Annotated in this window: 23 protein-coding genes; 22 read left to right on the top strand and 1 reads right to left on the bottom strand. The window is 73.6% G+C overall.

Annotated elements, in window-relative coordinates; genetic code table 11:
- The first annotated feature begins 41 nt into the window (after window positions 1-41).
- The 9 genes from ruvX (at window position 42) to nusB (ending at window position 7,700) form a co-directional block, all read left to right on the top strand.
- Entirely contained in the window at window positions 42-521 is a 480-nt protein-coding gene (ruvX, locus tag FMEAI12_RS21330) for a Holliday junction resolvase RuvX (protein WP_235014270.1), read from the top strand.
- Complete coding sequence (gene mltG, locus FMEAI12_RS21325) at window positions 518-1,927, top strand: endolytic transglycosylase MltG (RefSeq protein ID WP_112107589.1); 1,410 nt, start codon at window positions 518-520, stop codon at window positions 1,925-1,927. The genes ruvX and mltG overlap by 4 nt, the downstream gene beginning before the upstream one ends.
- A gap of 2 nt (window positions 1,928-1,929) precedes the next feature.
- Complete coding sequence (locus tag FMEAI12_RS21320) at window positions 1,930-2,826, top strand: shikimate dehydrogenase (RefSeq protein ID WP_112107588.1); 897 nt, start codon at window positions 1,930-1,932, stop codon at window positions 2,824-2,826.
- 47 nt (window positions 2,827-2,873) lie between these two features.
- Complete coding sequence (locus tag FMEAI12_RS21315) at window positions 2,874-3,542, top strand: A24 family peptidase (protein WP_112107587.1); 669 nt, start codon at window positions 2,874-2,876, stop codon at window positions 3,540-3,542.
- A 58-nt stretch (window positions 3,543-3,600) separates the two neighbouring features.
- The gene (aroC, locus tag FMEAI12_RS21310; RefSeq protein WP_071064875.1) at window positions 3,601-4,785 is read left to right on the top strand and encodes a chorismate synthase; all 1,185 of its coding nucleotides are present in this window, start codon (window positions 3,601-3,603) and stop codon (window positions 4,783-4,785) included.
- Between the two features lie 2 nt (window positions 4,786-4,787).
- Window positions 4,788-5,351, top strand: coding sequence for a shikimate kinase (locus FMEAI12_RS21305; protein ID WP_071064874.1), 564 nt, complete (start codon window positions 4,788-4,790; stop codon window positions 5,349-5,351).
- Window positions 5,351-6,466: a 3-dehydroquinate synthase gene (gene aroB / locus FMEAI12_RS21300; RefSeq protein WP_071064873.1), complete on the top strand. Its 1,116-nt coding sequence runs from the start codon at window positions 5,351-5,353 to the stop codon at window positions 6,464-6,466. The genes FMEAI12_RS21305 and aroB overlap by 1 nt, the downstream gene beginning before the upstream one ends.
- A gap of 209 nt (window positions 6,467-6,675) precedes the next feature.
- Window positions 6,676-7,239, top strand: coding sequence for an elongation factor P (gene efp, locus FMEAI12_RS21295; RefSeq protein WP_020459313.1), 564 nt, complete (start codon window positions 6,676-6,678; stop codon window positions 7,237-7,239).
- Window positions 7,236-7,700, top strand: coding sequence for a transcription antitermination factor NusB (gene nusB / locus FMEAI12_RS21290; RefSeq protein WP_083391118.1), 465 nt, complete (start codon window positions 7,236-7,238; stop codon window positions 7,698-7,700). Before efp ends, nusB begins: the two co-directional genes overlap by 4 nt.
- Before the next feature lie 232 nt (window positions 7,701-7,932).
- On the opposite strand, the gene FMEAI12_RS21285 is transcribed toward nusB, so the two are convergent.
- Entirely contained in the window at window positions 7,933-8,430 is a 498-nt protein-coding gene (locus FMEAI12_RS21285) for a transcriptional regulator (RefSeq protein ID WP_006540108.1), read from the bottom strand.
- A gap of 561 nt (window positions 8,431-8,991) precedes the next feature.
- Here FMEAI12_RS21285 and pyrR point away from each other — a divergent pair.
- From pyrR to FMEAI12_RS21220, 13 genes are all read left to right on the top strand, one after another.
- Window positions 8,992-9,585 (top strand): bifunctional pyr operon transcriptional regulator/uracil phosphoribosyltransferase PyrR, encoded by a 594-nt coding sequence (pyrR, locus tag FMEAI12_RS21280; protein ID WP_071064888.1) that lies wholly within the window; start codon window positions 8,992-8,994, stop codon window positions 9,583-9,585.
- A 43-nt stretch (window positions 9,586-9,628) separates the two neighbouring features.
- Window positions 9,629-10,558, top strand: a complete 930-nt coding sequence (locus FMEAI12_RS21275; RefSeq protein WP_020459316.1) for an aspartate carbamoyltransferase catalytic subunit — start codon at window positions 9,629-9,631, stop codon at window positions 10,556-10,558.
- Window positions 10,555-11,910 carry a dihydroorotase gene (locus FMEAI12_RS21270; protein ID WP_112107585.1) on the top strand — a complete coding sequence of 452 codons (1,356 nt, stop codon included), beginning with the start codon at window positions 10,555-10,557 and terminating at the stop codon, window positions 11,908-11,910. Before FMEAI12_RS21275 ends, FMEAI12_RS21270 begins: the two co-directional genes overlap by 4 nt.
- Window positions 11,907-13,667 (top strand): hypothetical protein, encoded by a 1,761-nt coding sequence (locus FMEAI12_RS37260; RefSeq protein WP_200835365.1) that lies wholly within the window; start codon window positions 11,907-11,909, stop codon window positions 13,665-13,667. Before FMEAI12_RS21270 ends, FMEAI12_RS37260 begins: the two co-directional genes overlap by 4 nt.
- Window positions 13,668-13,749: 82 nt before the next feature.
- On the top strand, window positions 13,750-14,943 hold the full coding sequence (carA, locus tag FMEAI12_RS21260) for a glutamine-hydrolyzing carbamoyl-phosphate synthase small subunit (RefSeq protein ID WP_083391117.1): 1,194 nt from the start codon (window positions 13,750-13,752) through the stop codon (window positions 14,941-14,943).
- The gene (gene carB / locus FMEAI12_RS21255; RefSeq protein ID WP_112107584.1) at window positions 14,943-18,353 is read left to right on the top strand and encodes a carbamoyl-phosphate synthase large subunit; all 3,411 of its coding nucleotides are present in this window, start codon (window positions 14,943-14,945) and stop codon (window positions 18,351-18,353) included. Before carA ends, carB begins: the two co-directional genes overlap by 1 nt.
- Entirely contained in the window at window positions 18,350-19,189 is an 840-nt protein-coding gene (gene pyrF / locus FMEAI12_RS21250; RefSeq protein WP_112107583.1) for an orotidine-5'-phosphate decarboxylase, read from the top strand. Before carB ends, pyrF begins: the two co-directional genes overlap by 4 nt.
- 246 nt (window positions 19,190-19,435) lie before the next feature.
- Window positions 19,436-19,756: an integration host factor, actinobacterial type gene (mihF, locus tag FMEAI12_RS21245; protein ID WP_020459322.1), complete on the top strand. Its 321-nt coding sequence runs from the start codon at window positions 19,436-19,438 to the stop codon at window positions 19,754-19,756.
- Between the two features lie 470 nt (window positions 19,757-20,226).
- The gene (gmk, locus tag FMEAI12_RS21240) at window positions 20,227-20,805 is read left to right on the top strand and encodes a guanylate kinase (protein ID WP_020459323.1); all 579 of its coding nucleotides are present in this window, start codon (window positions 20,227-20,229) and stop codon (window positions 20,803-20,805) included.
- A 183-nt stretch (window positions 20,806-20,988) separates the two neighbouring features.
- Window positions 20,989-21,273, top strand: coding sequence for a DNA-directed RNA polymerase subunit omega (gene rpoZ, locus FMEAI12_RS21235; RefSeq protein WP_020459324.1), 285 nt, complete (start codon window positions 20,989-20,991; stop codon window positions 21,271-21,273).
- A 91-nt stretch (window positions 21,274-21,364) separates the two neighbouring features.
- Window positions 21,365-22,687 (top strand): bifunctional phosphopantothenoylcysteine decarboxylase/phosphopantothenate--cysteine ligase CoaBC, encoded by a 1,323-nt coding sequence (coaBC, locus tag FMEAI12_RS21230; RefSeq protein ID WP_112107582.1) that lies wholly within the window; start codon window positions 21,365-21,367, stop codon window positions 22,685-22,687.
- 4 nt (window positions 22,688-22,691) lie between these two features.
- Window positions 22,692-23,888, top strand: a complete 1,197-nt coding sequence (gene metK, locus FMEAI12_RS21225) for a methionine adenosyltransferase (protein ID WP_020459326.1) — start codon at window positions 22,692-22,694, stop codon at window positions 23,886-23,888.
- Window positions 23,889-24,076: 188 nt separating this feature from the next.
- Window positions 24,077-26,416: primosomal protein N' (locus tag FMEAI12_RS21220; RefSeq protein WP_146776743.1), on the top strand; the 2,340-nt coding region annotated here is incomplete at its 3' end.

The raw sequence follows: 26,416 nt of genomic DNA, 5'->3' as shown, positions 1-26,416 counted from the left end.
CGGATTCCGCGGCCGGCGGGCAGGCGGACGCGGGGCGCGGCGTGCGGATCGGGGTGGATGTCGGGTCGGTGCGGGTCGGTGTGGCGGTGAGCGATCCTGACGGTCTGCTCGCCGTGCCGGTGACAACTCTGCGCCGAGATGTGTCTCGCCGTGGCTTTGCGGACATCGACGAGCTTGCCGACATCGTCCGGGACAGGCACGCTGTCGAAGTTGTCGTCGGTCTGCCGCGTCACCTCTCCGGCCGGGAGGGCGAGGCCGTCCGGCTCGCGCGGCGGTACGCGGAGGTGCTGTCCGCGCGTGTCGCGCCCGTGCCGGTCCGTCTCGTCGACGAGCGGCTGACCACGGTCGTGGCGCATCGCAGAATGGCTGAGCGCGGACTGCGTTCCCGGGCCCGCCGTGATCTCGTGGATCAGGAGGCAGCAGTGCAGATCCTGCAGCACCACCTGGACGTCCGCCGGGCACGCGGGGGATCCGGCGGCGCCGCCTCGGGCGGTACTGGGCGGCCCCTGGATTCGGCGTGATCCGGGACGGGGACGGATTCGACGAGCTGCTCGACGGCGCGGGCTACGACGACTACGACGACCGGGACTACGACGACCGGGCGTACGAGGAGCAACGCCGTGCCGCGGCGGGTGCGCGGCGCTCCCGCCGCGGCCGCGCCGGGAGCGTGGACGGCCGCGACCGGGCCGGCCTGGCCGCGGGTGAGCGCGAGCCCGCCGGCTACGAGGACGGCTTCGAGCCGGACGAGGCCGACGCGTACGGGGCCTACGGCGGCGCCTATGACGACGACGCCGATGGCGACCCCGACGACGGGGCCGCCCCGCCGAGGCGTGGGCGTGACGATGACCGGGGGCGGCCCGATGGACGTCGGCCGGGCTCGGCTCTGCCGAAGCTGATCGGTGTGCTGGTCGTGGTCGCCGTCCTGGTCGGCGCGGGGATCTTCGGTGTCGGCAAGGTCATCGGCCGGATCGGCGGGGAGCCCGCGGCCGACTACGCGGGGTCCGGCGAGGGCATCGTCGTCGTTCAGGTTCCCGCCGGCGCCACGTCGTCGGAGATCGCGGGCCGGCTGGCCGCCTCCGACGTGATCGCCAGCCGGCAGTCCTTCGTCAACCTCGCGTCGCGGGACCAGCGCGCGCTGTCGATCCAGCCGGGCACCTACCGGCTGCGCTCGAAGATGAGCGCGGTGGCGGCGCTCGACGCGCTGCTCGACGACGCGTCCTCCGCGCTGTTCCGCTACACGATCAGCCCTGGGGACACGGTCCGGCAGGTGTTCAAGGAGCTGTCCACACGTACGGGCACGCCGGTGGCCGACCTGGAGGCGATCGCGCGCAAGCCGTCGACGCTGGGCCTGCCCGACTACGCCACGGGGCTGGAGGGCTACCTCTTCCCGTCGACCTACGACGTCGCGCCCGGCACGGACCCGGTGGACGTGCTCAAGGAGGCCGTCGCCCGGTTCCGGGCCAACGCCGAGGAGATCGACCTCGTCGGGCGCGCCGAGGCCGGGCACGTGAAGCCCCAGGACGTTGTGATCATCGCCTCCATCATCGAGAAGGAGGTGGCGAACGAGGGCGAGGGGCCCAAGGTGGCGCGGGTCATCTACAACCGGCTGAACGACACCTCGGGCCGCTTCCGGCGGATCGACATGGACTCGACCACCCGGTACGCCCTCGACGAGTACGAGGGCCCGCTGACCCAGGACCAACTCCGCCAGAACAATCCGTACAACACCCGCGCGGTCGAGGGTCTCCCACCCGGCGCGATCTCGAACCCGAGTACCTGGGCGATCGAGTCCGCGCTCAGCCCGGCACAGGGGTCGTGGTTCTACTTCGTCTCCATGCCGCAGACGCATGAGACGGTCTTCGCCACCACCGACGCGGAGTTCCAGGACGCGCTGGACGAATACCACCGCCAGGGAGGGGCCGAGTAGCCGTGGTGATCAGCTCTCGTGACCGTGCGGAGCCGGCCGGGCCGGGTCCGCACGCCGGGCGGGCGGCGGTGCTCGGCTCGCCCATCGGTCACTCCCTCTCCCCGGTGCTGCACACGGCCGCCTACGAGCGGCTCGGCCTGGACTGGACCTACACGGCGATCGAGTGCGACGAGGCCGGCCTGCCGGGCATGCTCGACCGCCTGCGTGACGAGCCCGGCTGGGCCGGGGTCTCGCTGACGATGCCGCTCAAGACCGCCGCGGTCGACCTGCTCGACGACGTCGAGCCCACCGCGGCCCTGCTCGGCGCCGTGAACACCGTGGTCGTCCGGGAGGACGGGCGGCTCGCCGGGTTCAACACCGACGTCGACGGCGTCGGGTACGCGCTGCGGCGGCTCACCGGCGGCGCGGCCCCGGTCCAGCCGCTGGTGCTCGGGGCCGGCGGGACGGCGCGGGCAGTGGTCGCCGCGCTCGCCCGGGTCGGTGCCACTCGGGTCGCGATCGTGGCGCGCCGCCCCGACGCGGTCGCCGAGCTCGTCGGCATCGGCGCCCGGCTCGGCGTCTCGGTCACGGCGCTGCCCTGGGACATCCTCAGCGGCGGGATGCCGGCTGGGCCGGACCTGGTGGTCGCCACGACCCCCGCCGGGGTGACCGACGAGCTCGCGCGTCGCCCGTGGCCGGTGACCTGCGCGTTGCTGGAGCTCCTCTACCACCCCTGGCCCACGGCGCTGGCGGCCTGCGCCTACCGCGGCGGTGCGCGGGTGGTCGGCGGCCTCGAGGTGCTGGCCGGCCAGGCGGTCGGCCAGGTGTGCCACTTCACCGGCCGCCCGGTGGACGAACGGGTCCTGCTCGCCGCCGGCCACGCGGCGCTGTCGGCCCGCGTCGCGAGCCGGATCGGATGAGCCCGGCGGTCGGATGAGCACGATGGTCAGGTGAACAGGGTGGTCAGGTGAACACGGTGGTCGCCGCCACCGTGGCGGCCGCGGTCTGCGCCGCGCTGCCGATCCCGCTGCTGCCCCGGGTCGTCGACTCCTTCGATCCGGTGGACGGCCGTTTGCCGCGCCGGGCGACCCCCGCGCCGGCCGTGCTCGGCGCCGTCACCGCCGTCCTGATCGCCGCCGTCGCCGCGTCGACCTACCCGCACCCGGGACGTCTGCCCGCGTACCTGTACCTGACGGTCGTCGGGGTCGTGCTTGCCGCCGTGGACCTGCGGGTGCACCGCCTGCCGGACGTGATCGTGCTGCCCTCGTACGCCGTGCTGGCCGCGCTGCTCGCCGTGCCCGCGCTGGCCGAGGGCGCGCCCGGCCGCTGGCCGCGGGCGCTGCTCGCCGGCGCCGTGGCCTGGCTGTTGTACGCGGGTCTGCGCCTGCTGCCGGGGGCCGGGCTGGGGCGGGGGGACGTGAAGCTCGCCGGGCTGCTCGGCGTGGCGACGGGCTGGCTGGGCTGGTCGGCCGTCGTGGTGTGGCTGGTCGCGACGACCATGATCTCCGGTGCGGTGGTCCTCGTGCTGCTGGCGCTGCGCCGCGTGTCCCGCCGTGATCCGATCGCCTACGGCCCGTTTCTGCTGTTCGGGGCGCTGATCGCGGTGCTCGGCGTGGGCTGGGAGCCGGCCGGCTGAGCGATCTCCGGCCCGCGACGGGGGCTCGTACCGGACCGGCCGTGAAAGACTGGCAGGCATGGTGCGTTGGTTGACAGCGGGGGAGTCACACGGCCCCGCACTGGTTGCGACGGTCGAGGGGTTGCCGGCGGGCATCCGGGTGTCCAGCGCGGACATCGGCGCCGAGCTGGCCCGGCGCCGTCTCGGCCACGGTCGCGGCGCCCGGATGAAGTTCGAGCAGGATGAGATCGAGCTGCTCGGCGGCCTGCGGCACGGGGTCAGCCTGGGCGGCCCGGTGAGCGTCGTCGTGCGCAACACCGAGTGGCCGAAGTGGGAGCGGGTGATGGCGCCCGACCCGATCGACCCGGCGGAGCTGGAGGGGTTGGGCCGCAACGCCCCGCTCACCCGCCCGCGCCCGGGTCACGCCGACCTCGCCGGCATGCAGAAGTACGGCTTCGACGACGCGCGGCCGGTGCTGGAGCGGGCGAGCGCCCGGGAGACGGCCGCCCGGGTCGCGCTGGGCACGGTCGCCAGGGCGCTGCTGCGCCAGGCGTACGGCATCGAGGTGGTCTCGCACGTCGTCGCGATCGGCGCGGTCGAGGTGCCACCCGGCACGCCGCCGCCGACCTCGTTGGCCGTCGTCGACGCCGACCCGGTGCGCTGTGCCGACCCGGCCAGCAGCGCGCTCATGGTCGCCGAGATCGACGCCGCCCACCGCGACGCGGACACCCTCGGCGGCATCGTCGAGGTGCTGGCCTACGGCTGCCCGCCGGGGCTGGGGAGCTACGTCCACGGCGACCGCCGGCTCGACGCGCGGCTCGCCGGCGAGCTGATGGGCATCCAGGCGATCAAGGGCGTCGAGTTCGGTGACGGTTTCCGCACCGCGCGCCGGCGCGGATCGGTCGCCCACGACGAGATCGAGCCGCTCGAGGGGCCGGGCCGGCGGGTCCGGCGGGCCAGCGATCGCGCCGGCGGCGTCGAGGGCGGGATGACGACGGGCGAGCCGCTGCGCGTCCGCGCGGCGATGAAGCCGATCTCGTCCCTGTCGAAGCCGCTGGCCACGATCGACGTCGCAACCGGCGACCCGGCGGTCGCCATCGCCCAGCGGTCGGACGTGTGCGCGGTGCCGGCGGCCGGCGTGGTCGCCGAGGCGATGGTCGCCCTCGTGCTCGCCGGCGCAGCGCTGGAGAAGTTCGGCGGCGACTCGGTGGAGGAGACCCGGCGCAACTACGAGGGCTACCTGAAGTCGCTGGCGGTGCGTTGACCATGCGCGCGGAGAGCGGGGCGCGGGCCGACGGGCCGGGGGCAGCTGTGTCCGGCCCGGTCGCCGTGCTGGTCGGCGCGCCGGGGGCGGGTAAGAGCACCGTCGGTATGGCGGTCGCGGCGCGCCTCGGGGTGGCCTTCCGCGACACCGACGCCGATGTCGAGTCGAACCTCGGAATGAGCGTCTCGGACGTGTTCCTGGAGCACGGCGAGGAGTACTTCCGCGCGGCGGAGCGGGCGGCGGTGCTGACCGCCCTGGCCGAGCACCCGGGTGTGCTCGCCCTGGGCGGCGGGGCAGTGCTGGACGCCGGCGTCCGCGCGGAGCTGGCCCGGCACTGGGTCGTCTACCTCGACGTGACCGCGTCTGACGCGGCGAAGCGGGTCGGGCTCGCGCGTGACCGGCCGCTGCTCGTGGAGGGCCCGCGGACCCGGCTGGCCGCGCTGCTGAAGGCCCGCCGTCCGCTGTACGAGGAGGTGGCCGCGATCACCGTGGACACCGCCGCCCTCGGGATCGACGACGTCGTCGCCGCGATCCTGATCGAGCTCGCCGGGAGGGCGGGGCACTGATGTGCGCGATGAAGGTTTCCGACATGGTCCGCATCCAGGTCACCCCGTCCGGTGACCGGGCCTACGACGTGGTGCTGGGCGAGGGCGCCCTCTGCGAGCTACCGGCGCTGGCCGCGGGGCGCACCCGGGTCATGGTCATTCACCCGCGAGCGCTGCGGGCCACCGCCGCGGCGGTCATCGCCGAGCTGCGGGCCGGCGCCGGTGCCGGCGTCGAGACGCACGCGTTCGAGGTGCCGGACGGCGAGGAGGCCAAGCAGCTGCGGGTCGCGGGCGCCTGCTGGGACGCCCTCGGCCGTGTCGGCTTCACCCGCGACGACCTGGTGGTCGGGCTCGGCGGCGGGACGACGACCGACCTGGCCGGGTTCGCCGCGGCGGGCTGGCTGCGTGGTGTCGACGTCATCCAGGTGCCCACCACCGTGCTCGGGATGGTCGATGCGGCGGTCGGCGGCAAGACGGGTATCGACATCGAGGCGGGCAAGAACCTCGTCGGCGCCTTCCACCAGCCGCTGGCGGTGCTCTGTGACCTGTCGACCCTGGCCAGTTTGCCGGCGGTCGAGGTCCGGGCCGGGCTCGCCGAGGTCGTCAAGGCCGGGTTCATCGCCGATCCGCGCATCCTCGAGCTGCTGGAGGCCGATCCGACCGGGTCGGCGCGGCTGCCCGAGCTCGTCGAGCGGTCGATCCGGGTCAAGGCGGCGGTGGTGTCCGGCGACCCGCGCGAGGCCGGCCGGCGCGAGATCCTGAACTACGGGCACACCCTCGCCCACGCGATCGAGAAGGTCGAGAACTTCTCCTGGCGGCACGGCGCGGCGGTCTCGGTCGGCATGGTCTTCGCCGCCGAGCTCTCCCGGCTCGTCGCCGGGCTCGACCGCGCGACCGCCGATCGCCACCGCGAGCTGCTGCGGGCCATCGGGCTGCCGGTGGAGTACCGGGGGGACCGCTGGCCGGCGTTGCTCGACGCGATGCGGGTCGACAAGAAGACCCGGGGCCGGCGGTTGCGTTTCGTTGTGCTCGAAGCGCTCGGCCGGCCGCGCGGATTCGACGATCCCGAGCCCGGCCTGCTGCTGGCCGCGTACGGCTCGGTCGCCGCGGGCGGTGTGAGCGCTACCGGGAGCTGACCGTTCGGCTGGCACCGCGCGTGGTCCGCCGTGGGCTGCGAGGCGGCCATGCCCTCGATCTGTAGACTTTGCCGCGGCCTGACCCGGTGACGGGCGGCGGGCCGGCGATCGACCAGCTGACGGTCGGTCGACAACACGGCGATCGGTCATACGGCGATTAGGCCTACGGCGATCGGCCGGACGGCGACCGGAACGGAGAGACACGCGCAGTGGCGACAACGAACGACCTGAAGAACGGCATGACGCTCGACATCGACGGGGTGTTGTGGAACGTCGTCGGATTCCAGCACGTCAAGCCGGGCAAGGGCGGGGCGTTCGTCCGGACGACGCTGAAGAACGTGCTCACCGGCAAGGTGGTCGACCGGACGTTCAACGCCGGAATCAAGGTGGACGTCGCGACCGTCGACCGCCGCGAGATGACCTACCTCTACCGTGACGGCGCCGACTTCGTGTTCATGGACAGCGAGTCGTACGACCAGATCCCGGTCCCTCCGGGAGTGGTCGGCGGGGTTGCCGACTACATGCTGGAGAACACGATTGCCACCGTCGCGCTGCACGACGACGCGCCGCTGTACGTCGAGCTTCCGGCGAGCGTCGAGCTGACCATCTCCGCGACGGACCCGGGCGTCCAGGGCGACCGCTCGACCGGCGGCACCAAGCCGGCGACGCTCGAGACCGGCGCGAACATCCAGGTGCCGCTGTTCATCACCACCGGCGAGAAGGTCAAGGTCGACACCCGCGACGGCCGGTACCTGGGCCGGGTGACGAGCTGAGCGCCAGGTCCAAGGCCCGCAAGCGGGCGCTGGACGTCCTCTACGAGGCGGACATGCGCTCGGTGCGGGCGATGGAGACCCTTGCCGCGCACCGGGCGCAGGCCGACCCGCCGGTGCCGGACTACACCTCGGACCTCGTCGAGGGCGTGGTGGCCCACCTGGCCGAGATAGACGCGCACATCGCCCGGTTCGCCCAGGGCTGGACACTGGACCGGATGCCCCCGGTGGACCGGAACATCCTCCGGATCGCGGTGCTGGAGCTGTTCTGGCGTTCCGACGTGCCGGACCGGGTCGTGATCGACGAGGCGGTGAGGCTGGCCAAGACGATCTCCACCGAGCGGTCGCCGGCATTCGTCAACGGCCTGCTGGCGAGCCTGCTCAAGGAGAAACCGGTGCCGGAGGGAAGCCCTCGGGCAGCCGGGGCGGCTGAGGCCGTGGGCGGCGAGTCGGCCGAGGCCTGAGCTCGCGTACCGAGGCTCGCGCCTGAGTCTGCGCGGTGTCCCGGTACGTCACGGATGTGACGTACCGGGTCGTCCCCCAGAAGATCCCTGGTGCTGGTGCTGGTGCTGTGCGTGCCACCGCTGGGTGGTGGAGCGGAGCGACGGTACCCCCCGGTGACCGTCCGCCCGTGGTGCCTGGTGCGTCCGGATGCCCGGGCCGGGCATCCGGGTGTGGAACCAGCCGACGGCGGGACTAGGCGTCCGACGCGGCCGGCTCGCTGCCCTGCTCCGGCGAGAGAACACCCCAGGACACGAGCTGCTCGGTGAGCTTGCTCGGGGAGGTGTCGTAGATGACCGCGAGGGAACGCAGGTCCTCGTAACGGATTGAGAGCACCCGGCCGTTGTAGTCGCCGCGCTGGCTCTGGATGGTGGCCGCGTACCGCGCGAGCGGACCGCCCTGCTCCTTGGGAACCTGCGCGAGACGTTCAAGGTCGAGGACGATGCGCGGGGACTGCTCGAGGGGCGCCACGGTGGAGCCTTCGGGGAGCAGCTCCCCTACCGGCACGCCGTAGAACTCGGCCAGTTCAGACAGGCGCTGGACGGTGACGGCGCGGTCTCCACGCTCGTAGGAGCCCACCACGACGGCCTTCCAGCGACCGTGCGACTTCTCCTCGACGCCATGAAGCGAGAGCCCCTGCTGGGTGCGTATCGCGCGCAGCCGAGCACCGAGCGCCTTCGCATAGTCGGACATCGAAGTGCCCACTCCTGTCGTGGTCGATCAGCTGGAACCGGGGCTCTTGCCGCCGGCGGTTACCGATAGTAGTGCCCGCCAGGTTGAGGCTCGACACCCGGGGGGTCGTGTCGCCTCTTTCTTTGTACCACTTTCTGTAGCCTCCTGGTTGCGGCTGGCATTAGCGCCGCTGGCACTTCCCGGATGGGGCGCCGGCCGGTGCGTTTCGTCTATCTACGGTGACGTGTAGTGACGATTTTGATGCTCGGTATGCGGAGCATCGTGACCCGTGTCACTCTCAGCAACGGCTCTCGCGGGCTGGTTGAAGCGTCCGTGGAATCCGTCCGTACCGGGCCGACGTCTTGCGTGGCCCCGGCCCTCAGGCCTGCTCGACCGGTCCCTTGGGCCCGGAGGCGGCTGGTACGGTCGCGTGGACCGCTCCTTTAAGGACCGTCCAGTGAGGCGGGGAAGGAGGGACACCTCGTGGCCTCGGCCGCACAAGGCGACCCTGCCCGGAACACGACCGGGCGTACCGGGCGTACCGCCCGTCCACGGGACGAGCTCCGTGCCGGGACGGCCGATGTGAGCAGCACCCCCACCGGGTCCGAGGGGCTCACCGGGTCCGAGGGGCTCGGCATCACCCGCACCGTGCTCTCCGCCGCCGACATGAACCGGGTCGTGAGCCGGATGGCGCACCAGGTGCTGGAGAAGACCTCCGGCGGCGACGGCGTGGTCCTGCTCGGCATCCCGACCCGCGGCGTGCCGCTCGCGGAACGGCTGGCGCGTCGGGTGGCCGCGGTCGAGGGCGTGACCCTTCCCGTGGGCTCCCTGGACCCGACCATGTACCGGGACGACCTGCGGCTGCGCGGCGTGCGCCCCCTCGAGGTGACCGAGATCCCCGACTGCGGGGTCGACGGGATGGTCGTCGTCCTGGTCGACGACGTCCTCTACTCCGGGCGCACCGTCCGGGCCGCGCTCGACGCACTGTCCGCCTATGGCCGCCCCCGCGCTGTGCAGCTCGCCGTCCTGGTCGACCGGGGCCACCGCGAGCTGCCCATCCGCGCCGACTACGTGGGGAAGAACATGCCCACCTCGCGCCGCGAGTCGGTCGCCGTCCGGCTCCGGGAGGTCGACGGCGCCGACGCCGTCCTCATTGTCTCGTCGGACGCGCCGTGACCGCGCACGCGACCCCGCGCCGCCGCCCGAGGTGGTGGGTGTGATGAACCATCTGCTTTCCACCGCGGATCTCAAGCTCGACGACGCGCTGCTGGTGCTCGACACGGCGGACCGCATGGCGCGGGTCGCGGACGCGCCGGTCCGCAAGCTGCCGACGCTGCGCGGCCGGACCGTGGTCAATCTGTTCTTCGAGGACTCCACCCGTACCCGCACGTCCTTCGAGGTCGCCGCCAAGAGGCTGTCGGCAGATGTGATCAATTTTTCGGCCCGGGGGTCAAGCGTGTCGAAGGGCGAGAGCCTGAAGGACACAGCGCAGACCCTCGAGGCGATGGGCGCGGACGCCGTCGTCTGCCGTCATCCCGCGAGCGGCGCCCCGCACCGGCTGGCCAGCTGGGTGCGCGGCAGCGTCGTGAACGCCGGTGACGGTACGCACGAGCACCCCACCCAGGCGTTGCTCGACGCCTTCACCATCCGCCGCCGGCTCGGCCGGCTGGACGGGCTGGCCGTGACGATCGTCGGGGACGTCCTGCACTCGCGGGTGGCCCGCTCCAACGTCTGGCTGCTGACGACCCTCGGTGCGCGGGTGACCGTGGTCGCCCCGCCCACGCTGCTGCCGCTCGGTATCTCCGGGTGGCCCGTCGAGGTGTCCTACGACCTCGAGTCGGTCCTGCCCAAGAGCGACGTGGTCATGATGTTGCGTGTGCAGCGGGAGCGGATGTCCGCGGCGTTCTTCCCGACCGAGCGGGAGTACAGCCGCCGTTACGGCCTCGACGCGGACCGGGCCGCGCTCATGCCCGAGCACGCCCTGGTCATGCACCCCGGGCCGATGGTCCGCGGGATGGAGATCGCCTCCTCGGTGGCCGACTCGCCGCGCTCGACGGTGGTCGAGCAGGTCGCGAACGGCGTGAGCGTCCGCATGGCCGTCCTCTACCTGCTGCTCGGCGGCAGCGGCGCCGAACGGGAGTCCTCATGACATCGGTGATCGTGGTGCGTGGCGTCCGTCCGCTGGGTGGTGACGCGCGGGATCTGGTGATCGCCGACGGGACGATCGCCGCGGTCGCGCCGGCCGGGGGCGGCGAGCGCACCGGCGTCGTGGCCGAGGCCGCCGCGGGCTCCGCCGACGGGACCCGTCCCGCCCCCCTGGTCGTCGACGCCACCGGGCTCGTGGCGCTGCCCGGGCTGGTCGACCTGCACACCCACCTGCGCGAGCCTGGCCGGGAGGACGCCGAGACGGTCGACTCCGGTACCCGCGCGGCGGCGCTCGGCGGCTACACGACGGTGTTCGCGATGGCCAACACCGACCCCGTCGCCGACACCGCCGGGGTGGTCGAGCAGGTGTGGCGGCTCGGCCAGGACGCCGGGCACTGCGACGTGCGCCCGGTCGGCGCGGTGACCAGGGGGCTCGCCGGCGAGCGGCTCGCTGAGCTGGGCGCCATGGCCTCCTCCGCGGCGACGGTCCGGATGTTCTCCGACGACGGTCACTGTGTGTCCGACGCGTTGCTCATGCGCCGCGCGCTCGAGTACGTCAAGGCCTTCGACGGTGTGATCGCGCAGCACGCGGAGGAGCCGAGGCTGACCGCCGGGGCGCAGATGAACGAGGGCGCCATGGCCGCGCGGCTGGGCCTGCCCGGCTGGCCGGCCGTCGCAGAGGAGGCGATCATCGCCCGGGACGCCCTGCTGACCGGGCACGTCGGGTCGCGCCTGCACATCTGCCACGTGTCCACGGCGGGCTCGGTCGAGCTCATCCGGTGGGCCAAGGCGAAGGGCTGGCGGGTGACCGCGGAGGTCACCCCGCACCACCTGCTGCTCACCGAGGAGCTCGTCGCCTCGTACGACCCGGTGTACAAGGTCAATCCGCCGCTGCGCACCGAGGCCGACACAGAGGCACTGCGAGCCGGGCTCGCGGACGGCACGATCGACTGTGTGGCCACCGATCACGCCCCGCACGCCTCCGAGGACAAGGAGACGGAGTGGGCCGCCGCCCGGCCCGGGATGCTCGGCCTCGAGACGGCGCTGTCCATCGTGATCCAGACCATGGTCGAAACCGGCCGGCTCGACTGGGCCGGTGTCGCCGACCGGATGGCGTTGGCGCCGGCCCGGATCGGCGCCGTCGCCGACACGCCGCGTGACCCGGCGAGCTTCGCCCAGGTGGGCGCGCCCGCCACCCTGACCCTGCTCGACCCGGAGGCGCGACGGGTGATCGATCCACTCGCCGTCGCCAGCCGGAGCAGCAACACTCCGTACGGTGGCCGCACGCTGCCCGGTGCCATCCGGGCGACGTTCCTGCGAGGCCGGCCCACCGTGCTCGACGGGAAGATCATATGACCTCCGCCTCACGATCCACATCCCTGCCGGGGATCACCCCGTTCGCGCTGGCCGGCCCCGTGCTGGCCGCCGGTGGCAAGGATCAGACGGGCCTGCACCTGCTCCTCGCCTTCGGCCTGTTGCTGCTGGTCGTGGCAGTCGTGGGCGCGATGCGACGGGCTTGGCGCGGCCGTGCGCAACAGCAGGAGGAGAACCTGCCGGCCCTGCCCGAGCCGCCGGAGCAGACCGGGAACGTGCTGGCCGCCCCGCTGCGTGGGCGCTACCTCGGCACGGTGGACGCCGGCCACTGGCGGGAGTGGATCGCCGCGCGCGGCCTGGCCGGGCACGACGGCGACTACATCGCCGTCTACGAGCTTGGAGTGCGGGTCGACCGGGACGGCGAGGCGTTCTGGATCCCCCGGGAGGCCGTGCGGGGCGCCCGTCTCGAGCGGGCGCACGCCGGGAAGGTCGCCGCGCCGAGCCGGCTGATCGTGGTCGCGTGGTCGTTCGAGGGCCGGGAACTGGAGGCCGGCTTCCGCGGCGAGGACCGGGCCCGCCAGCCGAAGGTCGTCCGCTCCGTGCACGACCTCATCGGGCCGGCGCCCGCCCGGCCGATGTCCGGCGACATCACCTCGCCGCACGCCCTGCCCCGGCCGCGCAACCGGCTGCGGCCCCGCGTGCCGGCGCCGGCACGCCCGGCCGAGCCCGGCGCGCCGGCCGCCGCGGCCCCCGCCCGCGGGCAGCGTCCTGATCTCGCCGCGGTGGCTCCGGGCGGGCCCGCGACGATGCCGATCCCGGTCAACGGCCGCCAGCCCCGGTCGGAGCGGGCCGGGTGGCGCCGCGGTGGCGCCGCGGCCAGTCAGGGCGCCGCCGCCGAGACCCACGCCGGCCAGCGCGGATACGGCGCGGACGCGCCCGGCACGGGCGCCTCCGGCGGCTACGACACCGCTGCCCACGGGACGGGTGCCCTTGGGACGGGTGCCCAGGACACGGGCGCCTACGACATCCGCGCCCACGTCACCGGAGCGCACAGCATCAGTACCGACAGCACCGGCGCCCACGGCACCGGCGCCCACGGCACCGGCGCCCACGGCGCCGGCGCGTACGACACCGGCTCCCATCGTGCTGGCGGGTACGGGACGGGCTCGCACCGGACGGGTGCGTACGACACCGGCGGTTACCGGCCAGGTGCCCACGACGTGGGCGCCCAGGGCTCCCAGGCCGTGAGCGGCGGGACGGCCGGCTACGACACCGCCGGCTACAGCACAGCCGGCTATGACACGGCCGGGTACGGGACTGACAGCTACGACCTGCGACGCCAGGGCACCGGCGGGCTGGACGCGCGCGGCCACGCCACCGGCGGGTACGGGCGCCCCGGCGCCCCCGGGCCGGCCGCTCCCGACCAGGGGGCGCTCGACTCGGCCGCGTACCACCTGGGTGCCGGCGACGCCGGCGTCCACAGCTCGGGTGCCTACAACTCCGGCGCCTACGGCTCCGGTGCCAACGACACGGGTGCCCACGACTCGCGTGGATACGGCCAGGGCGCATATGACCAGGGCCGGCGCGACCCGGGCGGACGTGACCAGGGTGGATACGACCGGGAGGCGTACGCCTCCCGCGGCCGGGCCGGCACGCCACCGGCCGTCGGCGTGCCGGGTGACCAGGGGAACTACTGGCGGACCGGCGCCGACCCGGCGGAGCGGCCGCGCGACCAGGGGACCGACGCGTTCACCGCACCGCCCGGTGAGGCCTCGTACCGACGGGAGGAGTACCCGTGACAGCGGCGCCCTGGCGGTCTGCCAGGGGTGGAGGGGGCCTGGCCGGCGGCCGGGCACGACGGATCGATGCGGGGGTGAGCCGGTGACCGGCTTGGACAGGCAGCCGGCTCCGCCGGAGCGGGAACAGGCCCGGCGCGGGCCGGGAGCGCCCCGCCGCGCGGTGCTCATGCTCGAGGACGGCCGGAGCTTCGCCGGGGACGCGTTCGGCTCGGTCGGCGAGGCGTTCGGCGAGGCGGTCTTCTCCACCGGGATGACCGGCTACCAGGAGACCCTCACCGACCCGTCGTTCCACCGTCAGGTCGTGATCATGACGGCGCCGCACATCGGCAACACCGGGGTGAACGACACCGACTACGAGTCCGACCGCATCCAGGTGGCCGGCTTCGTCGTGCGGGACCCGAGCCGGCTGGCGTCGAACTGGCGCGCCCAGCGCACCCTGGACGACGAGCTCGAGAACGCCGGCGTGGTCGGGATCAGCGGGGTCGACACCCGCGCGCTGACCCGTCACCTGCGCGAGCGCGGCGCGATGCGGTGCGGGGTCAGCAGCACCGACACCGATCTCGACTCGCTGCTCGACCGGGTGCGGGCGTCGCCGGAGATGGTCGGCGCGGACCTCGCCCCGGAGGTCAGCACGGACCAGCCCTATGTCGTCGAGGCGCGGTCGGGCCTGCCGGTCTTCACCGTCGCCGCGCTGGACCTGGGCATCAAGCGGAACACCCCGCTCTCCATGGCCGCGCTGGGCTGCGAGGTGCACGTGCTGCCGGCCCGCAGCACGGCCGCCGAGCTGCTGGCCCTCTCGCCCGACGGGGTCTTCCTCTCGAACGGCCCGGGTGACCCGGCCCGCGCGGACTACGCGGTCGAGACGCTCACCGGGGTGCTGGAGGCCGGTGTCCCGGTCTTCGGGATCTGTTTCGGCAACCAGGTCCTCGCCCGGGCGCTGGGCTTCGAGACGTACAAGCTGACCTACGGCCACCGCGGCGTGAACCAGCCGGTCGCCGACACCCGGACCGGCCGGATCGCGGTCACCAGCCACAACCACGGCTTCGCGGTGCGCGCGCCGCTGACCGGTACGACCGACACTCCCTACGGGCGGGTCGAGGTGAGCCACGTGGCGCTCAACGACGACGTGGTGGAGGGCCTGACCTGCCTGGACGTGCCGGCGTTCAGTGTCCAGTTCCATCCCGAGGCGGCGCCTGGCCCACACGACGCCCAGGGACTGTTCGACCGGTTCTGCGGCCTGATGGCGGCCGGCCGGCGGAAGCGGGGAGAAGGCTGATGCCCAGGCGCGAGGACCTGCGCTCCGTGCTGGTGATCGGCTCCGGGCCGATCGTCATCGGCCAGGCGTGCGAGTTCGACTATTCCGGGACGCAGGCGTGCCGGGTGCTGCGGGCCGAGGGCCTGCGGGTGATCCTGGTCAACAGCAACCCGGCCACGATCATGACGGACCCGGAGATCGCCGACGCGACCTACGTCGAGCCGATCACGCCGGACATCGTCACGAAGATCATCGAGCGGGAGCGGCCGGACGCCATCCTGGCCACCATGGGCGGGCAGACGGCGCTGAACACGGCGGTCGCCCTGCACGACGCCGGGGTGCTCGAGCGCTTCGGCGTCCGGCTCATCGGCGCCAACATCGACGCGATCCGCTCCGGTGAGGACCGGCAGGCATTCAAGGACATCGTCGCCTCCGTCGACGGCGAGACGGCCCGCAGCGCGATCTGCACGACCGTGGCGGAGTGCCTGGCCGCGGCCGAGGAGTTCTCCTACCCGGTCGTGGTGCGGCCGAGCTACACCCTCGGCGGTGCCGGCAGCGGGTTCGCCCACGACCCCGACGAGCTGCGCCGGATGTCCGCGGACGGGCTGGCGGCCAGCCCGACCACCGAGGTGCTCGTCGAGGAGTCGGTGCTCGGCTGGAAGGAGTTCGAGCTCGAGCTCATGCGGGACCGCGCCGACAACGTGGTCGTCGTGTGTTCGATCGAGAACATCGACCCGATGGGCGTGCACACCGGTGACTCGGTGACCGTCGCCCCGGCGATGACCCTGACCGACCGCGAGTACCAGCGCATGCGGGACATGTCGATCGCCGTCATGCGCGCCGTCGGGGTCGACGCGGGCGGCTGCAACATCCAGTTCGCGGTCGACCCGGCCACCGGACGTCTCGTCGTCATCGAGATGAACCCGCGGGTGTCCCGTTCGTCCGCGCTGGCCTCGAAGGCGACCGGCTTCCCGATCGCGAAGATCTCGGCCAAGCTGGCGCTGGGCTACACCCTCGACGAGATCCCCAACGACATCACCCGCACCACCCCGGCGGCCTTCGAGCCGACCCTCGACTACGTCGTGGTGAAGGTGCCGCGCTTCGCGTTCGAGAAGTTCCCGGGCGCCGACACGATGCTGACCACGACGATGAAGTCCGTCGGGGAGGCGATGGGGGTCGGGCGCAGCTTCGCCGAGGCCCTGCAGAAGGCGCTGCGCTCGATGGAGCAGTCGGGCCTGGCGTTCACCTTCGACCCGCCGGGCCGGTCCGCGGCGGAGCTGCTCGACGCGGCCCGCACCCCGCACGACGGGCGGCTGCACACCGTCCAGCAGGCGCTGCTGGCCGGCGCGACGCCCGCCGAGGTGACCGATGCCACCGGCATCGACCCCTGGTTCGTCGACCAGATCGTGTTCATCAACGAGATCGCCGCGTCGCTGGTCCGCAACCCGGACGGCATCCGCCGCGCCAAGCGCGCCGGGTTCTCCGACGCCCAGCTCGCGGGCCTGCTCGGCACCAAGGAGGACGTGGTCCGGTCGTTCCGGCACCGGGCGGGCATCCGTCCCGTCTACAAGACGGTCGACACCTGCGCCGCCGAGTTCGCCTCCGCGACGCCGTACCACTACTCGTCCTACGACTCCGAGACCGAGGTCGCGCCGAGCGAGAAGCCCCGGGTGATCGTGCTCGGCAGCGGGCCGAACCGGATCGGGCAGGGCATCGAGTTCGACTACGCCTGTTGCCACGCGGTGATGGCGCTCTCCGAGGCCGGCTACGAGACCGTGATGGTCAACTGCAACCCGGAGACGGTCTCCACCGACTACGACACCGCCGACCGCCTCTACGTCGAGCCGTTGACCGTCGAGGACGTCCTGGAGGTCGTGCACGCCGAGTCGCAGGCGGGGCCGCTGGCCGGGGTGATCGTGTCGCTGGGCGGCCAGACCCCGCTGGGCATCGCCGCCGCGCTCGCCGACGCCGGAGTCCCGCTCGTCGGCACGCCACCGAAGGCGATCCACCTCGCGGAGGACCGCGGCCAGTTCGGGCAGGTGCTCGCCGCCGCCGGCCTGCCCTCGCCGCCGCACGGGGTGGCCACCTCCTACGCCGAGGCGCGCACGGTCGCGGACCGGATCGGCTACCCGGTGCTGGTGCGGCCGTCCTACGTGCTCGGCGGGCGGGGCATGGAGATCGTCTACGACGACCCGATGCTGCGCGACTACATCGAGCGCGCCACGCAGATCTCGCCGGAGCACCCTGTGCTGGTGGACCGCTTCCTCGACGACGCGGTCGAGATCGACGTGGACGCGCTCTACGACGGCTCCGAGCTCTACCTCGCGGGCGTGATGGAGCACATCGAGGAGGCCGGGGTGCACTCCGGCGACTCCGCCTGCGCGCTGCCGCCGATCACCCTCGGGCGCTCGGAGCTCGACCGGATCCGCGAGTCCACCCGGCTGATCGCCGAGGGGGTGGGCGTGCGCGGGCTGCTCAACGTGCAGTACGCGCTGCAGTCCGACGTGCTCTACGTGCTGGAGGCCAACCCGCGCGCGTCGCGCACGGTGCCGTTCGTCTCCAAGGCGACGGCCGTGCCGCTGGCCAAGGCCGCGGCCCGGGTGATGCTCGGCGCCACCGTGCCCGAGCTGCGGGCCGAGGGCCTGCTGCCGGAGTACGGCGACGGCGCCACCCTGCCGCTGGACTCGCATATCTCGGTCAAGGAGGCCGTGCTGCCCTTCGGCCGGTTCCGGGACGCGGGCGGCCGCGGGGTGGACACGGTGCTCGGCCCGGAGATGCGCTCCACCGGCGAGGTGATGGGCATCGACGACGGCTTCGGTACCGCGTACGCCAAGTCGCAGGCCGCGGCCTACGCGTCGCTGCCGACCTATGGACGGGTGTTCGTCTCCGTCGCCAACCGCGACAAGCGTGCGATGATCTTCCCGATCAAACGGCTGGCGGACCTCGGCTTCGTCGTCTACGCGACCGAGGGCACCGCCGACGTGCTGCGCCGCAACGGGGTCAAGGCCGTGGTTCTCGGCAAGCATCGGGCTCCCAGCGAGAACCTCATCGACTGCGTCGAAATGATCATGTCTGGCCAGATCGACCTGGTCATCAACACGCCGTGGGGTGTCGGGCCACGGCTGGACGGATACGAGATCCGCACCGCCTGTGTCAGCGCCGGGGTGCCCTGCATCACCACCATTCAGGGCGCCGCCGCGTGCGTGCAGGGTATCGAGTCGCTCGTAAGGGGCGAACTGGGGGTGCGGCCGCTGCAGGAGTACCACGCGGCCCTGCGGTCGACCTGGGGGACGACCCCCGAGGGACTGCCGGGTGCGACCTCCGGCTCGGGCTCCCGGGCGCCGGGGGCGCGGCCGGGACCCGCGCCGGGCGCCGGGTCGGGATCCGGCTCGGCCGGCGGGGCGCCCGCCTCGACCGTGGCGGACCGGTGACCTCGTCGGGCGCCCCCCGCCGGTGGACGCCACCGGCGGGTCGCGCTCCGATCGCGGTCGCGCTCGACGCTCCGGACGCCGCCACCGCACTGGGCTGGGCCCGTGAGGTGGCGCCGCACGTCGCCGTGCTGAAGATCGGTCTGGAGCTCTTCTACCGGGCCGGGCCGACGATCGTGACTGCGCTGCGTGACGAAGGGCTGCTCGCTCCGGCTCGGCCGGCGCAGCCCGCGGCGTCCGCTCGGGTGGTGAGTTCCGTCACGGGGGGTGATGTGGCGGACGGCTGGAGTGAGCCGCGCGGCTCCGCGGCGCCCGAGCTCTTCCTCGACCTGAAGCTCCACGACATCCCGGCGACCGTGGCCGGCGGGATGCGCTCGCTGGCCACGCTGGCACCTCGCTTCGTGACCGTGCATGCGGCCGGCGGCGCGGCCATGGTGCGCGCCGCGGTCGACGCCGGGCCCGATGTTCATGTAACCGCGGTCACGGTGCTGACGTCGCTGGACGCCGCCACGCTCGCCGCCGTCGGGCTGTCCGGACCGCCCTCGGACGCCGTCCGCAGGCTCGCGGTGCTCGCCGTGGAGGCCGGTGCGCGGGCACTCGTCTGCAGCCCGAAAGAGGTCTCTGTGGTCCGCGCGGAGCTTGGTGAAACTGTGACTCTGGTCACGCCTGGAGTGCGTCCAGAGGGGTCTGAGCGGGCTGACCAGGCCCGGGTCGCCACCCCGGAACGGGCACTCGCCGACGGTTCGGACCTCCTCGTGATCGGCCGTCCGATCACCTCCGCGGCCGATCGGGCCGTGGCCGCCGCCACTATCGCCACCAGGGTTACTCCACTCCGGTAGGCCCTTGACCTGCGCAAACGCCACTACGGGTGGATCTGGGCCGCTCTGGGTGCCCGAGTACCGGTACGGTGGGGCCGCTACGGACCGAATGCGTCCGGCGCGTGCGACGCAGGTCATTCATCCGGGCAAAGGCTGTGTCTTGTGGGGACAATGCGGGGTACCCCCGTGATGCAGCTCCGGCTGGACCGAGGAGCCTCTTCCTCGCTAGTTTGCGCGGCGCGATCACCGAATTGAGGAGGCGTACCCGTGACCCTGCCGCCCCTGACGCCCGAGCAGAGGGCCGCCGCCCTCGAGAAAGCCGCGCTGGCCCGTAAGCAGCGCGCCGAACTCAAGGAGCGGTTGAAGAAGGGGGAGATCAGTCTTGCCGCCGTTCTCGAGCTGGCGGACAGCGATGAGGTCGTCGGCAAGATGAAGGTTTCCGCGGTCTTGGAGTCGCTTCCCGGAGTGGGCCGTGTTCGGGCCCAGAAGATCCGGGAGCGTCTCGGTATCAGCCCGACCCGCCGTTTGCGCGGGCTCGGGGCCAAGCAGCGTGCCGCGCTCCTCGAGGAGTTCGGCACGGGCGCCTGAGTGTGGCGTGATGCATAGGCGTTCCGATTGCCGGGTCGTTGGTAACGGCCCGTAACGGGCGCCGCCGGAAGGTGTTGAGGCCGCGAGGCGTCGACACGTTCCGGTGCCGTCGGCGTTCATTGCGTCGCGGATTCGCGTCACTCGATCAATCGCCGGCGGGCCGTGAGGAGTTCTCGCCGAATGTCCTGGGACTAAAGTCCCAGGGGTTCGGTGATGGCGATCCCGATCCGTTTGGCGTGCACCGGCCGGGGCCACCCGTGTGGTCACCCGACCGGGTTCCCATTGACGGCCGCATACCATCGGGGTGAACGGGGGAACCCGTCCTTTGATGGCATCCTGATGACGATGGTCCGTTGGCTGACGGTAGGGGACGGCGGGCGCCGGGGGGCGCCGGGCCGGCCGTCGCCGGCGTGGCCCGCCCGCCCCGCCTGAACCTGCGTGACCCGGTGGAGGGGCTCTAAGGTGTCGGGATGGGACTGACCGTGTTGTCGGGGCCGTCCGGAGTGGGGAAGGGCACGGTCGTCGCCGCCGTCCGCCGGCTGCACCCCGAGGTGTGGGTGTCGGTGAGCGTGACGACGCGAGCGCCGCGGCCGGGCGAGACGGACGGCGTCGAGTACCACTTCGCCGACGCGGAGGAGTTCGCCCACATGGTCAAGGTGGGGGAGTTCGTCGAGCACGCGATGTTCGCGGGGCACGCCTACGGCACTCCTCGGGGACCGCTCGAGGAGCGGCTGGCACAGGGCGTTCCCTGCCTGCTGGAGATCGAGCTGCAGGGCGCCCGGCAGGTCCGGTCGGCAATGCCGGGCGCCCGGTTCGTCTTCCTGGCCCCGCCCACCTGGGACGAGCTCGTCCGTCGCCTGACCGGTCGGGGCACGGAGGCACCTGATGTGATCCGCCGACGCCTCGACCGGGCACGCATCGAGCTGGCGGCCGAGACGGAGTTCGACGAGGTCGTCGTGAACGACGAGGTCACGGCCGCCGCCGCGAAGCTGGTGGGGCTGATGACCGGTCGCCCGCGGGACGCGCACCGCGCTGCGGACGTCCCGTGACCGGCGGCTCGGCGCTCCACCTCCCGGGGACGCGCGATCTCCGGGGCACCCACGGCCCGGCGGCGAACGGCTCGGTGACGGGCTGTACCGGTTGCGGCTGTACTGTTGTCCGGGACAGGGCTCGGCCCAGGCCGCCCACGGCGCGCCTGGAGCCGCCCGACCGCCCCACCCCGGAAGGACACCGTGTCCGGTACTGTCGCCCAGCCCGAGGGCATCACGAACCCGCCGATCGACGAGCTGCTCGAGGCCACCGACTCGAAGTACAGCCTCGTCATCTACGCGGCGAAGCGGGCCCGCCAGATCAACGCCTACTACTCCCAGCTCGGCGAGGGCCTGCTGGAGTACGTCGGCCCGCTGGTGGAGACGACCAGCGCCCAGGAGAAGCCGCTGTCGATCGCGCTCCGCGAGATCAACTCCGGTCTGCTCACGCACGAGACGATCACCGACCCGCTGCCGCCGATCTCCTGACCCACGCGGCCTCCGCGGCTCGCGTCCGTCTCGCCGGCCCTGCCCGTCCTGCCCGCCTCGGTTGTTCCGCGTGACAGGCGGCGGGGCGGGGATGCGCGGCGGTGGTTCGGCCGGGGCGGCGCGGCGGCCGCGGGTCGTGCTCGGCGTGTCCGGCGGCATCGCCTCGTACAAGGCCGTCGAGGTGCTGCGCCAGCTGACCGAGTCCGGCCACGACGTCCGCGTCGTGCCGACGGCCGCGGCGCTGCGTTTCGTCGGCGAGGTCACCTGGGCGGCGCTGTCCGGCCAGCCGGTGGTGACCGACCTGTTCACCGACGCCGAGGACGTGGCGCACGTCCGGGTCGGGCGCGAGGCCGACCTGGTGCTGATCGTGCCCGCCACCGCGGACCTGATGGCGCGGGCCGCGGCGGGCCGGGCGGACGACCTGCTCACCGGCACGTTGCTCACAGCCACCTGCCCGGTGCTGTTCGCCCCCGCCATGCACACCGAGATGTGGCAGCACCCGGCGACCCGCGCCAACGTCGCCCTGCTCCGCGAGCGGGGCGCCCTCGTGCTGGAACCGGCCGTCGGCCGGCTGACCGGCGCCGACTCCGGGCCGGGCCGGCTGCCGGAGCCCACCGAGATCGCCTCGGTCGCCCGGGCGGTTCTCGCCCGCGGGCGTGACGGCATGCGGCCCGACCTCGCCGGCCGCCACGTGCTCGTCAGCGCCGGTGGCACCCGCGAGTACCTCGACCCGGTGCGGTTCCTCGGTAACGCCTCCAGCGGCCGGCAGGGATACGCGCTGGCCCGTGCGGCGGTGGCCCGCGGCGCGGCGGTCACCGTCGTGGCCGCCAACGTCGCCCTGCCCGACGTGGCCGGCGCGACCACGGTGCCGGTGGGCTCGGCCGAACAGCTGCGGGCGGCCGTGCACGACGCCGCCCCCCGCGCCGACGTCGTGGTCATGGCGGCGGCGGTGGCCGATTTCCGGCCCGCCACCGAGCACAAGTACAAGATCAAGAAGGAGTCCGCGGCGCCGGACGCGATCGAGCTGATCCGCAACCCGGACGTCCTGGCCGAGCTTGTCGCGAACCGCCGTCCCGGCCAGGTGTTGGTCGGGTTCGCGGCGGAGACGGGCGGACCCGACGCCGGGGTCCTCGACCTCGCCCGGGCGAAGCTCGCCCGCAAGCCGGTGGACCTGCTGGTGGTGAACCGGGTCGGGTCCGGCCTGGGGTTCGAGGTGGAGCAGAACAGCGCGGTCCTCCTTGACCGTGCGGGCGGGGCCGCGGAGATCCCCCTGACCAGTAAGGATCTTCTTGCCCACCAGGTGCTCGACCGGATCGTCGACGCGCTGCACGACCGGAAGCCGGCCGGTGCGCATACCCCTGAGCGAACCTCGGTAAACTGCGCCGGTATCAGTCCTGATCTCCCCAGGGGGTAGTCCAGTGGCGACGCGCCTTTTCACGTCCGAGTCCGTCACGGAAGGACACCCGGACAAGATCGCTGACCAGGTCAGCGACTCCATCCTCGATGCCATGCTCAAGGACGACCCGAAGAGCCGGGTCGCCGTCGAGACCATGATCACCACTGGCCAGGTGCACGTGGCCGGCGAGGTGACCACCAAGACCTACGTCGACATCGCCTCGGTGGTCCGCGAGCGGATCCTGGAGATCGGTTACGACTCCTCCAAGAAGGGCTTCGACGGCGCCTCCTGCGGCGTGAGCGTCTCGATCGGCTCGCAGTCGCCCGACATCGCCCAGGGTGTCGACACCGCCCACGAGGCGCGCGTCGAGGGCTCCACCGAGGACGACCTCGACCGTCAGGGCGCTGGCGACCAGGGCCTGATGTTCGGGTTCGCCTGCGACGAGACTCCCGAGCTCATGCCGCTGCCGATCGCCCTGGCGCACCGGCTCGCCCGGCGGCTGTCCGCCGTCCGCAAGGACGGCCAGGTCGGCTACCTGCGCCCCGACGGCAAGACGCAGGTCACCATCGAGTACGAGGACGGCAAGCCGGTCCGCCTGGACACCGTTGTGGTCTCCTCGCAGCACGCGGCCGACATCGACCTCGACACCCTGCTCGCGCCCGACGTCGCCGAGTACGTCGTGGAGCCGGAGCTCGCCCTCCTCGAGATCAGCACCGAGGGGCGCCGCCTGCTGGTGAACCCGACCGGTCGCTTCGAGATCGGTGGCCCGATGGGCGACGCCGGCCTCACCGGGCGCAAGATCATCGTGGACACCTACGGCGGGTACGCCCGGCACGGCGGCGGCGCCTTCTCGGGTAAGGACCCGTCCAAGGTCGACCGCTCGGCTGCCTACGCCATGCGCTGGGTCGCCAAGAACGTCGTGGCCGCGGGCCTGGCCAGCCGCTGTGAGGTCCAGGTCGCCTACGCGATCGGCAAGGCCCACCCGGTCGGCCTGTTCGTCGAGACCTTCGGCACGGGCAAGGTGCCGGACGCGCAGATCCAGGACGCCGTCACGCAGGTCTTCGACCTCCGCCCGGCCGCGATCGTGCGGGACCTCGACCTGCTGCGCCCGATCTACGCGCAGACGGCCGCCTACGGGCACTTCGGCCGCCCGGAGCTGGACTTCACCTGGGAGGCGACCTCCCGCGCCGACGCCCTGACGGCCGCAGTCAAGGGCTGACGCCACCTGATCCGCCCGCAGGGGCGGAGCCGACCCCCCATCGGGGACGGCTCCGCCCCTGCGCATTTTTGGGACGGTTTGTTTGCGGTGATCTGCTTTCCGACGGTCCGTGGCCGTTCGGTGATCCGGTTCGCCGGGCGGGCGCAGTGGGGGCCGATCCTGTCCGCCGCGACTGGTACGAATGCGGCATGGACGACGAGAGCGCGGTGATTCCGGGCCTCGCCGGCGCCGTGGTGGCCGCGGGCTCCCGGTCCACCGGGGGGCCGACGCCCGCGGGCGGTGTGCCCTCCGCGGCACCGGCCGGGCGCCCGGCGCGGCCCGCCGCCGGCGCGGCGAAGTCTGGCGTCGCTCCGGCGAAGCGAGGTGCCGTCGCCGCGAAGCCGGGCGGCTCCGAGAAGCCCGGCGCGGTGGTTCCGGCTGACGAGCTGCCGGTGGCCCGGGTCGTGGTCGACACCCCGCTCGTCCACCTTGACCGCCCGTTCGACTACCTCGTGCCGGCCGCCATGGCCGCCGCCGCGGTTCCCGGCTCGCGGGTGCGCGTCCGCTTCGGCGGGCGCCTGGTGGACGGGTTCGTCCTCGAGAGGTCCGAGCGGTCCGATCACACCGGGCGTCTCGCGCCGTTGGCCAGGTCGGTGTCGGCGGAGCCGGTGCTCTCCGAGCCGGTCGCCCACCTCGCCCGCGCCGTCGCCGACAGATACGCCGGGACGATGGCCGACGTGCTGCGCCTGGCCGTCCCGCCGCGCCATGCCCGCGCCGAGGCTGAGCCGGTCGTCACCGGTCCCGGCATCGGCGTGGCGCCGGCGGCTACCGCGAGCGGTGGCGCGGCCGAGCTGGGCGGCGGCCGGTCCGGTGATCCTGGCCGCGCGGGGTGGTCGATCTATCCCGACGGCCCCGACTTCCTGGCGGCGCTGTCGAGCGGGCGCTCGCCGCGGGCGGTCTGGTGGGCGCCGCCGGGGCCCTCCTGGCCGGCGATGATCGCCGTGGCGGTCGCGGCCACGGTGGCCTCCGGGCGCGGCGCGCTCGTCGTCGTTCCCGACCACCGGGACGCCGACCGGGTCGCCGCGGCGCTGACACCTCCCGAGGCCGAGACCGAGGCCGGGCCGGCGGCGGGTGGCGTCCCGGCCGTGCTGCGGGCCGATCTCGGCCCGGCGGAGCGGTACCGGCGCTTCCTGGCGGTCCGCCGCGGGCAGACGCGGGTGGTCGTGGGGACCCGCGCCGCGGTGTTCGCGCCAGTGGCCGACCTCGGCCTGCTCGTCGTCTGGGACGACGGGGACGACCTGCACTCCGAACCCCGGGCGCCCTACCCGCACACGCGCGACGTGGCGGTCCTGCGGGCCCGGGAGGAGGGCTGCGCGGTGCTGGTCGGCGGGTTCTCGCCGTCGGTGGACGCCGAGGCCCTGGCCCGGGTGGGCTGGGCCGGCCGGCTGGCGGCCGGCCGGGACGCCGTGCGGCGGCTCGCGCCCCGGGTGGAGGCGGTCGGCTCCGACTTCGAGGCGTCCATCGACCCGGCCGCGCGGGCGGCCCGGCTGCCCTCGCTCGCCGTGCGTGCCGCGCGCGCCGCGCTGGCCGGTGGCGCGCCGGTGCTGGTTCAGGTGCCGCGGCGGGGATATCACCCGTCCATCGCCTGCGCGGACTGCCGCCGCCCGGCCCGGTGCCGGAGCTGCTCCGGCCCGCTCGGCCGGTCCGCCGCCGGGGCCGCACTGGCCTGCCGCTGGTGCGGGCGCCCGGTGCCGCGACCCACCGGCCATCCGACGGCGTCTGGGCAGGAGCCCGTCCCGGGGCGAGCCGGGGCTTTCGGCGCTGGTGTGGGCTCCGGTCGTTCCGCGGTGTCCGGGGGCGGCGTGGGTGGGTGGCGGTGCACGGGCTGCGGCGGAACGCGCCTGCGCGCGTCGGTGACCGGTGACCGCCGCACCGCCGAGGAACTGGGGCGGGCGTTTCCCGGCATCCCGGTGCGGGCATCCGGGCGCGACACGGTGCTGGCCACGGTGCCGGCCGCGCCGGCGCTCGTGATCGCGACACCGGGCGCGGAGCCGGTCGCCGAGGCCGGCTACGGGGCGGTGCTGCTCCTCGACGGCTGGGCGCTGCTCGGGCGTCCCGATCTGCGAGCCGGCGAGGAGACGCTGCGCCGGTGGATGGCCGCGTCCGCGCTGGCCCGGCCGGCGCCGGCCGGTGGGCTGGTGGTCGTGGCGGCGGATCTCGGGCTCGGGCCCGTGCAGGCGCTGGTGCGCTGGGATCCCGGGCTGTTCGTCGCCCGGGAGTCGGACGAGCGCGCCGAGCTCGGCTTCCCCCCGGTGAGCCGGGTGGCGGCGGTGGAGGGCACCCCCGCGGCGCTCGACGACCTGCTGGCGGCCGCCACGCTGCCGGCCGGCGCGGAGGTCCTGGGCCCGGTGCCGGTCCCGAGACGGGAGCCGGTCCCGAGGCAGGAACCGGGCCGCGGGGCCGGCGGGGAGCCGGCTCCCGGGCCGGGCCACGCACCGGGCCGTGGGTCGGGCCGGGCGCAGGGGCGTGAGCAGGGCAGGGGGCTGGGT

Origin of the sequence: Parafrankia sp. Ea1.12 (genome assembly GCF_900465275.1) — a bacterium.
GTDB lineage: Bacteria > Actinomycetota > Actinomycetes > Frankiales > Frankiaceae > Parafrankia > Parafrankia soli.
The sequence above is the reverse complement of the archived record's forward strand: the minus strand, read 5'-3'. Positions and strand labels throughout refer to the sequence as shown.

What these genes read in the sequence shown, in the direction of transcription:
- FMEAI12_RS21285 (WP_006540108.1), bottom strand. Translation starts at nt 8,430, where the DNA reads ATGTCCGACTATGCGAAGGCGCTCGGTGCTCGGCTGCGCGCGATACGC.
- coaBC (WP_112107582.1), top strand. Translation starts at nt 21,365, where the DNA reads ATGCGCGGCGGTGGTTCGGCCGGGGCGGCGCGGCGGCCGCGGGTCGTG.
- aroC (WP_071064875.1), top strand. Translation starts at nt 3,601, where the DNA reads ATGGTGCGTTGGTTGACAGCGGGGGAGTCACACGGCCCCGCACTGGTT.
- FMEAI12_RS21270 (WP_112107585.1), top strand. Translation starts at nt 10,555, where the DNA reads ATGACATCGGTGATCGTGGTGCGTGGCGTCCGTCCGCTGGGTGGTGAC.
- aroB (WP_071064873.1), top strand. Translation starts at nt 5,351, where the DNA reads ATGTGCGCGATGAAGGTTTCCGACATGGTCCGCATCCAGGTCACCCCG.
- FMEAI12_RS37260 (WP_200835365.1), top strand. Translation starts at nt 11,907, where the DNA reads ATGACCTCCGCCTCACGATCCACATCCCTGCCGGGGATCACCCCGTTC.
- FMEAI12_RS21305 (WP_071064874.1), top strand. Translation starts at nt 4,788, where the DNA reads ATGCGCGCGGAGAGCGGGGCGCGGGCCGACGGGCCGGGGGCAGCTGTG.
- carB (WP_112107584.1), top strand. Translation starts at nt 14,943, where the DNA reads ATGCCCAGGCGCGAGGACCTGCGCTCCGTGCTGGTGATCGGCTCCGGG.
- gmk (WP_020459323.1), top strand. Translation starts at nt 20,227, where the DNA reads ATGGGACTGACCGTGTTGTCGGGGCCGTCCGGAGTGGGGAAGGGCACG.
- FMEAI12_RS21275 (WP_020459316.1), top strand. Translation starts at nt 9,629, where the DNA reads ATGAACCATCTGCTTTCCACCGCGGATCTCAAGCTCGACGACGCGCTG.